12 protein-coding genes are annotated in these 13,254 nt (G+C 51.8%); all 12 read left to right on the top strand.

The window, feature by feature from the left end:
- Positions 1-26 precede the first annotated feature (26 nt).
- The 12 genes from ABEB26_RS06650 (at position 27) to ABEB26_RS06595 (ending at position 13,254) form a co-directional block, all read left to right on the top strand.
- The gene (locus tag ABEB26_RS06650) at positions 27-350 is read left to right on the top strand and encodes a response regulator transcription factor (protein WP_345721186.1); all 324 of its coding nucleotides are present in this window, start codon (positions 27-29) and stop codon (positions 348-350) included.
- Between the two features lie 457 nt (positions 351-807).
- Positions 808-1,239, top strand: a complete 432-nt coding sequence (locus ABEB26_RS06645; RefSeq protein WP_345721185.1) for a chemotaxis protein CheW — start codon at positions 808-810, stop codon at positions 1,237-1,239.
- Positions 1,232-1,651 carry a hypothetical protein gene (locus tag ABEB26_RS06640; RefSeq protein ID WP_345721184.1) on the top strand — a complete coding sequence of 140 codons (420 nt, stop codon included), beginning with the start codon at positions 1,232-1,234 and terminating at the stop codon, positions 1,649-1,651. Before ABEB26_RS06645 ends, ABEB26_RS06640 begins: the two co-directional genes overlap by 8 nt.
- Before the next feature lie 22 nt (positions 1,652-1,673).
- Complete coding sequence (locus ABEB26_RS06635) at positions 1,674-3,173, top strand: methyl-accepting chemotaxis protein (RefSeq protein WP_345721183.1); 1,500 nt, start codon at positions 1,674-1,676, stop codon at positions 3,171-3,173.
- A gap of 15 nt (positions 3,174-3,188) precedes the next feature.
- Positions 3,189-5,486: a hybrid sensor histidine kinase/response regulator gene (locus tag ABEB26_RS06630; RefSeq protein WP_345721182.1), complete on the top strand. Its 2,298-nt coding sequence runs from the start codon at positions 3,189-3,191 to the stop codon at positions 5,484-5,486.
- 47 nt (positions 5,487-5,533) lie between these two features.
- Entirely contained in the window at positions 5,534-5,893 is a 360-nt protein-coding gene (locus ABEB26_RS06625; protein ID WP_012188282.1) for a response regulator transcription factor, read from the top strand.
- On the top strand, positions 5,893-6,975 hold the full coding sequence (gene cheB, locus ABEB26_RS06620; protein ID WP_345721181.1) for a chemotaxis-specific protein-glutamate methyltransferase CheB: 1,083 nt from the start codon (positions 5,893-5,895) through the stop codon (positions 6,973-6,975). The genes ABEB26_RS06625 and cheB overlap by 1 nt, the downstream gene beginning before the upstream one ends.
- Entirely contained in the window at positions 6,972-8,432 is a 1,461-nt protein-coding gene (locus tag ABEB26_RS06615) for a CheR family methyltransferase (protein WP_345721180.1), read from the top strand. Before cheB ends, ABEB26_RS06615 begins: the two co-directional genes overlap by 4 nt.
- 4 nt (positions 8,433-8,436) lie before the next feature.
- A complete protein-coding gene (locus ABEB26_RS06610) occupies positions 8,437-9,531 on the top strand; it encodes a PP2C family protein-serine/threonine phosphatase (RefSeq protein ID WP_345721179.1) in 1,095 nt (364 codons plus the stop codon).
- Between the two features lie 10 nt (positions 9,532-9,541).
- Positions 9,542-11,098 (top strand): tetratricopeptide repeat protein, encoded by a 1,557-nt coding sequence (locus tag ABEB26_RS06605; protein ID WP_345721178.1) that lies wholly within the window; start codon positions 9,542-9,544, stop codon positions 11,096-11,098.
- Positions 11,095-11,514 carry an ATP-binding protein gene (locus ABEB26_RS06600; RefSeq protein WP_012188287.1) on the top strand — a complete coding sequence of 140 codons (420 nt, stop codon included), beginning with the start codon at positions 11,095-11,097 and terminating at the stop codon, positions 11,512-11,514. Before ABEB26_RS06605 ends, ABEB26_RS06600 begins: the two co-directional genes overlap by 4 nt.
- Before the next feature lie 216 nt (positions 11,515-11,730).
- Positions 11,731-13,254 carry a tRNA wybutosine-synthesizing protein 4 beta-propeller domain-containing protein gene (locus ABEB26_RS06595; RefSeq protein WP_345721177.1) on the top strand — a complete coding sequence of 508 codons (1,524 nt, stop codon included), beginning with the start codon at positions 11,731-11,733 and terminating at the stop codon, positions 13,252-13,254.

Genomic DNA, 13,254 nt, shown 5'->3' with positions numbered 1-13,254 from the left:
GATCCATCACTATAAGGATGTTAAGTATGCTAAAGACTGTTTTGCTGGTTGATCCCGATTGGATCACCCGAACGCTTATGAAATATCATCTTCGCCGGGCAGGCTATACAGTCTACGAAGCCGATTCCTGCACCCTCGCTGCTCAACTGAACGAGCAATATCAACCAGAATTTATCATCCTTGATGAAGCAATTTCAACCGAGCACAGCAATACGCTCAATTGCCGCGATCATCAGAATTATATTTTGCTGACCGACCTGCCCCAACCCCGCACCACTGGTCGCCTAAGCCTTGCCAAGCCCATTACTGGCCGCAATTTAATCAACCAATTGCAAGCCTATCGGGCATAGGTGTTAGGGATCAGGGGTTAGGGATCGGGGATCAGGCTCATAGTTTTGATCCACGAAGGGCACGAAGATTATTTTGATCCACGAAGAGCACGAAGGCCACGAAGGTTGCTTATCCCAAAGTCCCAATTTCTGCTGACCCTGACATCTGTTCCCTCATTTTTCTCTGCGCCTCTGCGTTGAATAGCGTGATCCTCAATTTTTGATGGTTGCTTTCATCCCTCATAATTCCTCCTTCTTAGTGGCTCTGCATGAACTTCTAGCCCTCGCCCCTGAAACCTGACCCCTCATCCCTCATCCTTATAAATTACTTGCTTTAGTACGCTTGACAGTTGGGCTACCTTGCGACTATGCTAAGCTACGATTTGCTGCTTTAGAACGCGCCATTTGTGATGATTCAATGCTTGGTTGCTGCTCAATTGAGCCATACAACCATTATTGAATCATGCGGGAGCCTGTTGTGAGCCAAGTTGAGGATCAATTGGCGCAATTTGTGGTTTTTATCCTCGATCAAGAACGGTTTGCCTTGCCAGTTGAGCAGGCGCGTGGCATCGAACGTTGGCGCAATCCAACCCGAATTCCAGGCACTGCCACAGCCATTATGGGCATTATCAATCAGCGCGGGGTTTTGCTGACGGTGGTTGATATGCGGGTGGTTTTAGGCATGAAGCCGATTACCCCAACCCGGCGCAGTCGCTTTTTGCTCGTTCACGAACAGATCGATTGTGCAATTGCGGTTGATCAGGTGATCGATATGTTGATGCTGAATGTGAGTTTGGCCGAGCCAACTCCCCATCGTGGGACAGTTGCTAGCCGAGGCTTGCTGCCAACGCCGTTTGGTTTTGCAACTTGGCTTGATCTTAATGCCTTGCTTGGGTCGATCAATGGTTAATCCGGCAGTTGTCAGCGATCTGTATCCAGTCAATGTTGGCGATCAAACGGTCTTGATTCGCCAAACTGCTTTGGTTGGTGTGGATTATGTTGCGAATACTGGGCAACCAATTAGCAGCGTGATTCAGCAAAGCAATTCAATCGATGTCATTGACTTAAATCAGTGGCTCCAGCAGCCAATTGGCCAACAAGCCAATCGCTTAGCCTTATTTGTGGTTGGGCAAACAGCCATGGGCGTGGTAGTCGATCAATTGGGCGACCCAATTAGCACAGCCTTGAGCCTGCAACCACTGCCAAGTTTAGTTTCCGATAGCTTGCTCGACCCCAGCATTTTGGGCATTATTATGCTCGATGACCGTCCATGCCTCATGCTTGATCTTGAACTGTTTGTGCTGGTACATGCCAAGCGCTAGACCAGTGCCAAGGAGTCTGCTCATGGCGAATTTAGGTTCGCTTTTCTCGCTCGATTTTACGAATTTGACTGATCGCCGCCGCGTGATTATGCGGATTGTCGCCTTGGCTGCCTTGGTCGTGCCTTTTTTAGTGGTCTTGGTGGCGTGGATTTACGAGCGCAATAATCCGCAATTATGGAATGCCCTTGGGGTTTTATTCGTCTCGATGGGGGCGGTTTGGTTAATTGCCTTGCTCAGTTTGCGCATGATTCGGCAAGGCCAAGATCAAATTGCGACCTATGTTTTAATTGGCACGATTTCGTTGGCAGCCTTGGCTTGTGCCGTGCGCTATGGTGGCATTGATCAAAGTCTGATCGTCTCGTTATTGCTGGTGATGCTATTTATCGTGGGCTTGGTGGCAACTTGGCGTGAAATTGTGGCCTATGGGGTTTCGATTACCTTGGCCTATGGGATGTTGCTGCTACTCAAAGATAGCCTTGCATCATTTCAGGTAACAACCCTGACTGCCGCTAATAATGCTGGGGTGTATGGCGTTGGAGCAGTGCTGTTTTTTGTTGGTTTGGCCACGACGATTGTGCTGACCACCATTTTTAGCCGGGCTTTAGGTGAATATTCACTCAAGAGCGAGCAATGGACTTCCGACCTGATGCGGGCCAATGAACAATTGATCGAGAAAAATATTCAGCAGATTGAGCTTGGCACTGATCTGTCATTTGCCGCCACTGAATTATCGGCAGCCTCGCAGCAACAAGCTTCAGGGGCGACGGAACAGGCCTCAGCAGTCGCAGAAGTTTCATCAACCATTGAAGAATTGGGCTTTACCGCGCGACAAATCGCCAGTGCCTCAGATCAAGTCAGCATTGCTGCTCAACAAACCTTGACCTCGTTGGCGATGGGCCAGCAATCGGTTGATGAAGCAATTCAAGGTATGGAGCGAATCAAGCAACGGGTGCAAGAGGTTTCTTCGCGGGTTTTGAGTTTGGGCGAACGTTCGCATCATATCAGCGAAATTATTGCTTTGATCGATGATGTTTCCGATGAAACGCACTTGTTGGCCTTGAATGCGGCGATCGAAGCGGCTGGGGCTGGCGAGCATGGTCGGCGATTTGCGGTGGTTGCCGCCGAAGTCAAGAGTTTGGCTAATCGTACATTGGCCGCTTCACGTGAAGTCAAAGATGTGATTGCCGAAATTCAGGCTGCAACTAATGCCTCAGTGCTAGCCACCGAAGAGAGCGTTAAAGAAGTCGAACAAGGGGTCAGTTTGGCCCATCGCGCTGGTCAAGAGATGGATTCAATCGTGGTTTTGGGCGAACATACCGCCCAATTAGCCCAAGAAATTAGCCTAGCAACCGCTCAACAACAAACTGCATCGGAGCAAGTTGTTGAAACCATGCGTGAAATTGCCGAAGTCTCACGTCAAACGGCGGCTGGTTCGCGCCAAACTGCCGATGCCGCATCCAAACTCACCGCGATTGCAAATCGCTTGCATTCGTTGGTCAACATCGAGGCACATACACGCTAAGCGAGGAGCTATCGCATGGGCGGTTTTGATTTATCAGCATTTTTTGGCCAGTTTCGCGAAGAAACTGAAGAGAATGTGCGGGCCTTGACCACAGGCTTATTGGCCTTGGAGTCAAACCCAGGCGATCGCGAAGCGATTGATACGATTTTTCGGGCGGCGCATACGATCAAAGGCTCGGCTCGCATGCTGGGCCAAGTTGATATGGGTCGTCTGGCGCATACCATGGAAAGTTTGCTTTCAGCCTTGCGCAGTGGCATGTTGGCCATGAATTCGAGCATTAACGATGTGCTGCTGTCCAGTGCTGATGTGCTGCTAGTGCTGAATTCCCAAGTTAATGAGCCACCGCCAACCGATCCCAACGTTGATCAGTTGGTGGAGCAATTGAATGCCTTGGCGGCTGGCGAAACGTTGCCTGCGGCTCCAGCAACACCCAAAGCTGCGCCAATTGTCGCGCCTGTGGCCGAACCAGAACCAGCGCCAGCGCCAGTGGTGCTTGAGCAACCTAAGTCTGAACCAGTGGTTGCTAAGCCTAAACCCAAAAAATCAGCCGCAGCCGAAGCCCCCAAGCCCGTGAGTAGTACCCGTTCGACGGTGCGTGTGCCAATTTCGCGCTTAGATCGCTTGTTGAATACGGCGGGTGAGTTGGTAGTGACCCGCCAATTGCACCTTGAGCATGTCGCTGATCTTGAGGCTTTGGATAAATTATTGACCAAAAGTGAGCGTCTGAGCCAACAATTGAGCGAACGCTTGACTGGCCAACGTGTGACCTTTCAGCAACGGCGCGAGGCCAGCGAATTGGCCAGCCAATTGCAAAATTTAGCCCAATCGACTCGCAATCAGTTGCGTTTGCTAACCGAGCGTTGGAGCAGCCATAGCGCTGCCAGCGAGGCCTTGGTCGATGAACTTGAAGCCGAGGTGATGGCGACCCGTTTGCAACCAGTTGCTGGTTTATTTGCGCCAATTCCGCGTGCCGTGCGCGAGCTGGCTCGTTCGTTGGGCAAAGAAGTTAACTTAATCACCGAAGGCGAAACCACCGAGGCCGACCGCAAAGTGATTGAGTTAATGGCTGATCCGTTGGTACATTTAGTGCGCAACGCACTTGATCATGGCATCGAAAATCCCGATGATCGGGTTAAAGCCAAAAAGCCTGCTGAAGCCACTTTACGGCTAGAAGCTCGCTCGTTGGGCGGCACGATTGAAATCATCATCAGTGACGATGGCCGTGGGATCGATCCAGCGGTAATTCGGGCAACCGCGATTAAACGCGGAATTATCGAGGCTGATGCGGCGGCTCGCTTGCGTGATGAAGAAGCTTTGGAGTTAATCTGGCAGCCTGGTTTTTCCACCAGCGCAATCATCACCGATGTTTCAGGCCGTGGCGTGGGCATGGATGTGGTTCGGGCAGCAGTGACCGAGGTTGGCGGGCGGGTTGATGTGCATTCGGTGCTCGGCCAAGGCACAACATTTACGCTAATTTTGCCAATTACTTTGTTGACCACCCGCGTGTTATTGTTTGATGTGGCTGGCACAACCTATGCTTTGCCTTCGACCGCTTGTTTAGGTGGACGGCGGGTTGCTGGCGGGCAAATTCAGACCGTCGAAGGGCGGCCAACCGTGCGGGTCGATGAGCGCAGCGTGAGCATTGTAGCGCTTGCGCCCTTGCTTGAGCAGCGTGGCCCCTTGCCGCAACCATCGGATATTTCCAACTTGGTGATTTTGGGACCAGCTAATCGCCCATTGGCCTTATTGGTCGATAAATTGGTCGATGAACGTGAGGTCGTGGTTAAATCATTGGGCGCATTGTTGCATGAACAGCGATTATGCACTGGCGCGATTGCCCTGCCTGATGGGCGTTTGGTGTTGGTGCTCAATCCCTTGGCGATTGCGGCGCGGGCGCGTGAATGGGGCAAACCAGTCGCCTTGCCAGCGCCAACCAAGCTCCAGCCTGCCAAATTATTGGTTGCGGAAGATTCATTTACCACCCGCGAACTACTACGCTCAATGCTGCAATCGGCGGGCTATGTGGTTGAAACCGCAATTAACGGCCAAGATGCGCTTGACAAGCTCAATCACAATTCCTACGATCTGCTGGTAAGCGATGTTGAAATGCCGTTGCTAACTGGCTTTGAGCTAACCCGCCGTGTGCGTGCCCATGAACGTTTGCGCCAACTGCCAATTATCATTATCACCAGCTTGGCCCGCGATAGCGATCGACGCGAAGGCTTGTTGGCTGGGGCACAAGCCTATATCGTCAAAAGCCAGTTTGATCAAAGCAACTTGCTCGAAACGATTCATCAATTACTTGGCCGCTAAAGTAGCGCAGCCCTGAAGGCCTATATTCCCCTGCGAGGAGTTTTTCAATGAGTGAACGTATCTTAGTTGTTGACGATAGCAAACTGGTTACCGATATTGTCAAAATGCGGCTGGAAATGTATGGCTATGCTGTCGATTTGGCCTATAGCGGCGAGGAAGCGCTGCAAAAAATCGGCGATCTCACGCCCGATTTGGTGGTGTTGGATGTGCAGATGCCTGGGATTGATGGCTATGAGGTTTGCCGTCAGTTACGTGCCAATCCTTTATTCGAAGAACTGCCGATTATCATGTTGACTTCGATGGATGACAAACGGGCCGGTTTTGAAGCTGGAGTTGACGATTATCTCAACAAAGATCTTGATTTGCTCGATTTGCCCAATCGAGTCAAACTGTTGTTGGGTATGTAATGATGACAGGGCCGCTTGCACCAATTCGAGTGTTAGTTGTCGATGACTCGGCGGTTTCGCGCCGAGTCATCAGCACTATTTTAGCCAGTGATCCAACGATTCAGGTGGTTGGCGAGGCCCGTGATGGCCGTGAGGCGGTGCAATTGGTGGCAGCATTGCAGCCGGATATTATCACAATGGATGTGCGCATGCCGGTGATGGATGGTTTGCAGGCCACCGAAGAAATTATGGCCTATCATCCTACGCCAATTTTGGTGATCACCTCATCACTGACTCGCCATGATCGCAATTTAACCTTTCAAATGCTCAACGCTGGAGCCTTGGAAGTTTGGGAAAAACCTACCGACCTGACCTTAGCCCAAGGCGAAGCCAATCGCATGCGGCTGTTGGATCGGGTCAAGGTGCTTTCACGGGTTAAAGTTGTGACCCACCTGCGCGGGCGGCGGCGCAAATCGCCAACCACCGAAACCAATATTCCCTTGTTATTGGCCTCGGCTAGCCCACCAAGCCAACGCTGGCTAATTGTGGTTGGGGCTTCAACTGGCGGCCCGCGTGTGTTATACAAACTCCTGCATAGCCTGCCTGCGAGCATCCCCGCAAGCATTATCATTGTGCAGCACATCGCCGAGGGATTTGTTGGTACAATGGTAGACTGGTTGGACAATCATTCGCCCTTGACGGTGGAATTGGCTCAACATCGTGGCAGCTTGAAAAATGGCCATGTCTATGTTGCGCCCGATACCCACCATTTGCGGGTTGATGCTAACTGGACGGTGCATTTGGAAACCGAACCCGATAATTTGCTCTATCCATCGGTCGATGTGACGATGCAATCAGCTGCCAAAGTCTTGCCCAAACAGACGATTGGGGTCTTGTTGACAGGTATGGGCCGCGATGGAGCCCAAGGCTTGTTGGCTTTACGCCGATCTGGGGCACGCACTATCGCCCAAGATCGAGCCACTAGCGCGATTTGGGGCATGCCACGGGCGGCAGAGGAAGCTGGGGCTGCCATGGAATTTTTAGCTGCTGATCTGATTGCGCCACGGTTGGTGGCGTTGCTCAGCGAAACTGAACGTCGATGAGCGAGTTGAGCACTGAACAGTGGATGATCATCCGCGATTATCTAGCTCAACGGGCTGGCTTATATCTCGATGATAGTCGTATGCGCCAAGGCCGCATGCTGGTTCAGGAGCGTTATCGGCAGTTGCAGATTAGCCCCGCTGCCTATACATTGCGGATTCAAGACCCGACCAATGGCAGCGAGTTGCAATGGTTGGCCGAACGCTTGGCCAATCACGAGACCCAGTTTTTTCGTAACCCAGCTCATTTTCGGGCGTTGCGTGAGCATATTTTTCCTGAATTGCAGCGTTCGCGTTCGCCCTTGCGGCCATTGCGTTGTTGGAGTGCTGGCTGCTCAACTGGCGAGGAACCCTATAGTATGGCCATGGTTGGCTTGCAGCAATGGGGCAATCCGCCGAGCCGCCCGATTTCGATTTGGGCCACCGATTTGAGCAATGTGCCCTTGGAGCGAGCGATCACCGCCGAGTATCGTGGGCGTTCGCTGGCCAATGTGCAAGCCGACTACAGACAATGGTTTGAGCAGCAAGCCAACGGAGCCTTGCGCGTCAGCGAAGCCGTGCGATCCTTGGTACAATTTGAGCAGCACAATTTGCTCGATGCCCTACCACATTGGGCCTATCAGCTTGATGTGGTATTTTGCCAGAATGTCACGATCTATTTTCAGCTGGAAACATGTCGCCAATTGATCGAACGGATTTATGCGGCGATGGCGGTTGGTGGCTATTTGCTCTTGGGCTTTTCCGAATCGCTGTGGGGCATTTTTGATCGCTTTGAAACGGTCGAGGTAGCTGGGGCATTTATCTATCGTAAAGGCGATGGTCAGCCCAAACCACGCCCCAACTTGAGCGAACGGCCAATTACCAAGCCGCTGAATAAGCCAGCCGAACCAGCACTAGCGCGGCCCCGCCCAAGCACACGGCCATTAGCGCCAGCTAGCCCAAGTAAGCCGCCCGATGTGACGAGCTTATTGGATGAAGCACGGAAATTGCGCGGTCAAGGTCAGCAGCGACGTGGATTAAGCCTGTTGGCGAGTATTGCACCCAACCAACGCCAGCCAGCAATTTTGGCTTTAGCCGCACAACTACACGCCGATCTTGGCCAACATGAGCAAGCGGCGGCTGAGGCGCGGCGTGCTTTAGAGCTTGATGTGCTACAAGATGCTGCCTATGTGGTGCTGGGGATGATCGAACTCAACCAAGGCGCATGGGATAAAGCGATCAATTATCTTGAGCGAGCCAGCTATTTGGTGCCTGATTCGCCGACGATTGCCTTTCATTTAGCTGAAAGTTATCGCCATCAAGGGCGGTCAACCGCCGCCTTACGTTATTATCAACATGCCTTGCGCAAATTGGCGCACCATTCAAGTAGCACCGTAATCGATGGAATCGCCGTGGGGTGGTTGCGTTCTGCTTGTGAACGCTGGATTGGCGGATTAGAAGCCAGCCAAGGAACATTCTAAAACTATGCAAAAAGCACAATCAGCAATCTATAGTTCACTGCTCAGTCACCGCGCCCAAGGTCGTGTGGCGGTTGCGCTTGAGCCACCAGTGCCAACGCCGCCCGCAGCGCCAGTGATCGACCAACGCCAAGCTGAGTTGGAACAAGATTTGCAATTGGCACGCGATTTGCAACAGGGCTTGATGCTCGAAACCGTGCCACGTCTGCCTGGCTGGGAAATGAGCGCGGTCTCATTGCCAGCGCGTGAGCTTGGCGGCGACCTCTACGATTTTCTGGCGGTCAATGGTACCCAGGGCATTATGATTGGCGATGTCAGCGGCAAAGGCTTACCCGCAGCATTGCGGATGGCGGTGGCGCGAACGGTATTTCGGGCTGAAGTGCGGCGCGGCCAATCACCAGGCCAAACCTTAGCAGCCGTGAATAATATTTTGATCGAAGAAATGCCCCAAGGCATGGTTACGATGCTGTATGCCTTAATCGACCCGCAAACGGGCATGATGCACTTGGCGAATGCTGGTCACAATTATCTGATTGTGATCAATAATCAAGTGATTGAAATCGAAACGTCAGGTGTGCCGCTTGGGGTTATGGAAATTGATTGTTATAGTGAATCCATCTTACAACTGAACTATGGCGATTCGGTCATGTTGTACACTGATGGCATTGTTGAAGCGACCAATGAACACCAAGTATTGTATGGCTACCCACGCTTTCAAAGCCTATTACAAGCAGTTGGCCATCTCAAGCCTCGCGCCTTGATGGCCCGCGTGCTCAGCGAAGTTCGGGCATGGACTCAAGGCCAGCTTAAACACGATGATGTGACGATGGTGCTAGTCCGGCGGCGCTTGGCAAACTTGCTCGATGAAATGCATAGCATCGTGGCCGATGTGGTTGGGCCAATCACAGCTGACGAGTGGTGGCAAGCCTTGAGTTTGGTGGGCACAACCCGTACACCCGACCAATGTTTAGAATTGTTGCGCCCGCTGAATGAAATGGTATCCAGCCAATTTGGCCGTGGGATTGCCCGTGAACTCCAAGCGCAATTGCGCCCAGTGATCGAAGAATATCGCTTGCTTCAATCCACCAAAGGATCGTCCTAAGGGAACTGTTATGACTACCAATGTTGACACTTTGAATGTAATGCCGCTGGACCTCGATACCTTTGCTGGGAGCGAGCGTTTTATGGCTGGAACGCGCTTGGGTGCTGCGTTTGGGCGCGGGATCAAAGCCTATTTGGCCGCCAATTATCCTGATGCAATCGAGCATTTTAAAACTGCATTAATCGCTGCCTATGTTGAAGGCGATGAGAAATCGCAAATCTACGATCGCGAACGGGCGATTATTTATCTGTATATTGGCAATGCTTGTGCTTTTCAAGATGATTGGCCAACTGCTCAGCGCGAATATTTGGAATCGGTACAAACCGACCCGCAATTAGCTGAAGCCCACTACAATTTAGGTGTGGCCTTCGGCGCGATGCGCCAGATTGATCGGGCAATCGGTGCATTCAAAGAAGCCCTTGAGCATAATAATGGCTTGTACGAGGCCCATTTTGCGCTTGGTCGTGCCTATCAAATGCTCGATGATGCTGGCCGCGCCTATATTCACTTTACCTCGGCCCGTGAATTGCGGCCTTACGCTGGCGAGCCTTTGTATTACATGGGTTTGATGCACCAAGCCCATGGTGCTCACGAATTGGCTCAGCGCTGTTTTGCCGAGGCGCTGCGAGTTGAACCAACCTTTATCTCGCCCAGCGTTGGCCCCGATGAAGTGCTGGTCAGCAAATCCGAGCAAGAGGTTGCCAATTGGTACTATCGTTTGAGTGACGACCTCAAAGCCCAAGGTTATGATGAAGATGCCAAGCGAATTTACGAGGCCTTGCTGAAATGGCGGCCAACCGAGCATCGCGCCCGCTATTTGTTGGGCAATTTATTGGCTCGGGCGCGGCGTTGGGAATTAGCCTTGCAAGAATATGGCCGAATTCCACCGCAAGATCGCTACTATGTTGATGCACGGCTGCGGATCAGTGCAATTTTACGCTTTCAAGGCAAGCATCGTGAGGCCTATAACCATTTGTATAGCACGGCCAAGTTGCGTCCTAACGATGGTCAAGTGTTCTTGCAAATGGGCAAATTGCTCTATGATTTAGAGAAACATCACGCCGCCATGCGTGCTTTTGAACGCGCGGTACAACTTTTGCCCAAAGATCCCAATGCCTACTATTTGTTGGGGTTTATGTACACGGTATTGGGCCATGAAAGTTGGGCCTTGGCGGCGTGGCGCAAAGCAGTCGAGTTAGCGCCGCATGCCCATTCATTGCGCTACGATTTGGGCTATATGTACACCCGCCGCCGCCGCTACGATTTGGCTTCGCGCGAATTTAGCCATGTGCTGATGCATTGGCCCGATGATATTGAAACTACCTTTATGCTGGGCACATGTTATAAAGAAATGTTAGAACCAGCCCAAGCGATACCGTTATTTGAAAAAGTGCTGCGCCGCAACCCACGTCATACCCAAGCGCTCTACTATTTAGGGGCATGTTATCTCCAAGTTGGCAACAGTTCTTTGGGTAAGGCCTACCTGCGCCGCTATGAACATCTGATCAACCAACAGGAACAATTACCACAAAAGGGCCGGGCAATGGCTCGTGGAGGTTCGCGATGAATCGGATTCACCTCAACATTCCATCGGATTTGGTCTTTGAGCGGGTTGTGCGAGCCAGTGCTGCCGAACTCGGTAGCACAATGGGCTTTCCACGTGAGCGCGTTGAAGATTTGAAACTGGCGGTGAGCGAAGCAGTAACCAATGCTATCGAGCATGGCGGCGGTGGCGGTGTAGCTGGCTCAGTCGAAGTTATTTTCTCGTTGCACGCCGATCAATTAGAAGTCGAAATTATTGATCATGGCAAAGGCATTGAGCATTTTAATACCGAGCGGCGAGTGGTCGAGGAAGATAATCTCGAAGCGGGCATGTTACGTGGCTTCGGCTCCTATCTCATCAGCGAGTTGGTTGATCAATACGAGGTGCAAAGCTCGGGCACAGGCACAAGTTTGCGCTTACGGATTTTCAAAGCGAAATAGGATGCAGGGGCGAGTGGTCAGGGTTCAGGGGCGAGGGTTCAGGGGCTAAGCTAAGGTTGATCCACGAAGGGTACGAAGCGCACAAAGTCCGAGGGATCAGGTTTCATGGACGAGAGTATTTGTCTCTGGCCCCTGACCCCTAAACCCTAGCCCCTATTACCCTCTGCGTTAAATCTAGCCCCTGACCCCTCATCCAACATATATGGAGAACATTGCATGCAGCGCCGACGATGGATATTAATCGCAATCAGCCTGACGCTGCTTCTAGCGAGTGCTGGCTTGAGTTTAGCTCGCACAACTGGCCTATTGGATGACCCTAATTGCACAACGAGCGCTTGTACGTTTTTACCGTTGGCCTTGAAAAATTCTAATGAAATTACGCCAATGCCAACCACTGCGGCAACCGCAACAAACGTGATGCTCTCGCCAACTGCGACATCGAGCACTACCCCAACTGATGTGCCAACGGCAACAAGCACACCAACCGATGTACCAACCGCAACCAATACGCCGACGAATATTCCCACAGTAACCAACACACCAACTGACGTGCCAACGGCAACAAGCACATCGACTGATGTACCAACTGCGACCAGCACACCAACTGATGTGCCAACTGCGACCAACACCCCAACCGCTGTGCCAACCGTGACCAATACCCCAACCAATACATCAACACCAACGAGTACACCAACCAATACATTAACGCCGACCAGCACGGCTACGGCAACACCACGCCCACCAACCACCACCCCAACCACGATTGTGGGTACGGCGACCCCAACCACACCGCCCAACTTTACGCGGATTGTTTGGTCAACTGCTGTGCCAACCCCATTTAGTTATCCCTTTGCGGCGGTTGAAGCACAAGGCGCAGTAGTTGGCGGTAAATTGTATGTCTTTGGTGGCTTCGGGCAGCCTGGTTTATCGGGCGATACACCCTCACGTTTGTCGAATGTCTATGATCCAGTGGCCAATACCTGGACAGCGATTGCCCCCTTGGAGCGCGGTTTGACCCACGTTGGCACGGCTACCGATGGCCAGAAGATTTTCTTGGTTGGTGGCTATATTGAAGATTTTGATGGAGTTGGCCAGATTTTTGGTTCACGGGTTTCGCGCTATTACGACACCGCCACCAATACTTATACCAACTTGCCGGTGATTCCAATCCAACGGGCGGCGGGCCAGCTTTATTATCTTGATCGTAAATTGCATTATGTTGGCGGAACCTATTACAAACAGGTTGATGTTGGCACGCATTTTGTGCTCGATTTGAATGATTTGGCGACAGGCTGGGTGACCCAAACTAACCAACTAACCTATGCCGAGTTGCCCAATCCACGTCAACATGCTGGTGGGGTCGTGCTTGATGGCAAACTCTACTATATTGGCGGCCAGCATGGCCACGATGGTAGCTTAACTGTCGATAACGATGTGCATCGCTACGATCCTGCCACAAATATATGGGAACAAATGGCCGATATTCCGTTGGCCTTGAACCATATTAGCCATTCGACCTTGGCGCTTGGCGGTAAAATTTTCGTCTTTGCGGGCCAAACCACCAACGGAACCAGACATAACACGATTTATGTGTATGATCCGGCTACGAATACTTGGGCACAAATGCCCAATAACTTGCCAGCAACCCGTTATTCGGGCATTATTGGCGAGATTAATGGCACGTTGTATTTCACGACTGGCGGCGGAACCAACAGCTATCGTGGAATTCCCACACCATAG

Origin of the sequence: Herpetosiphon gulosus, from assembly GCF_039545135.1 — a bacterium.
In the GTDB taxonomy this organism is placed as follows: domain Bacteria; phylum Chloroflexota; class Chloroflexia; order Chloroflexales; family Herpetosiphonaceae; genus Herpetosiphon; species Herpetosiphon gulosus.
Note: the sequence above shows the minus strand (reverse complement) of the source record. Positions and strands in the feature narration are given on the sequence as shown.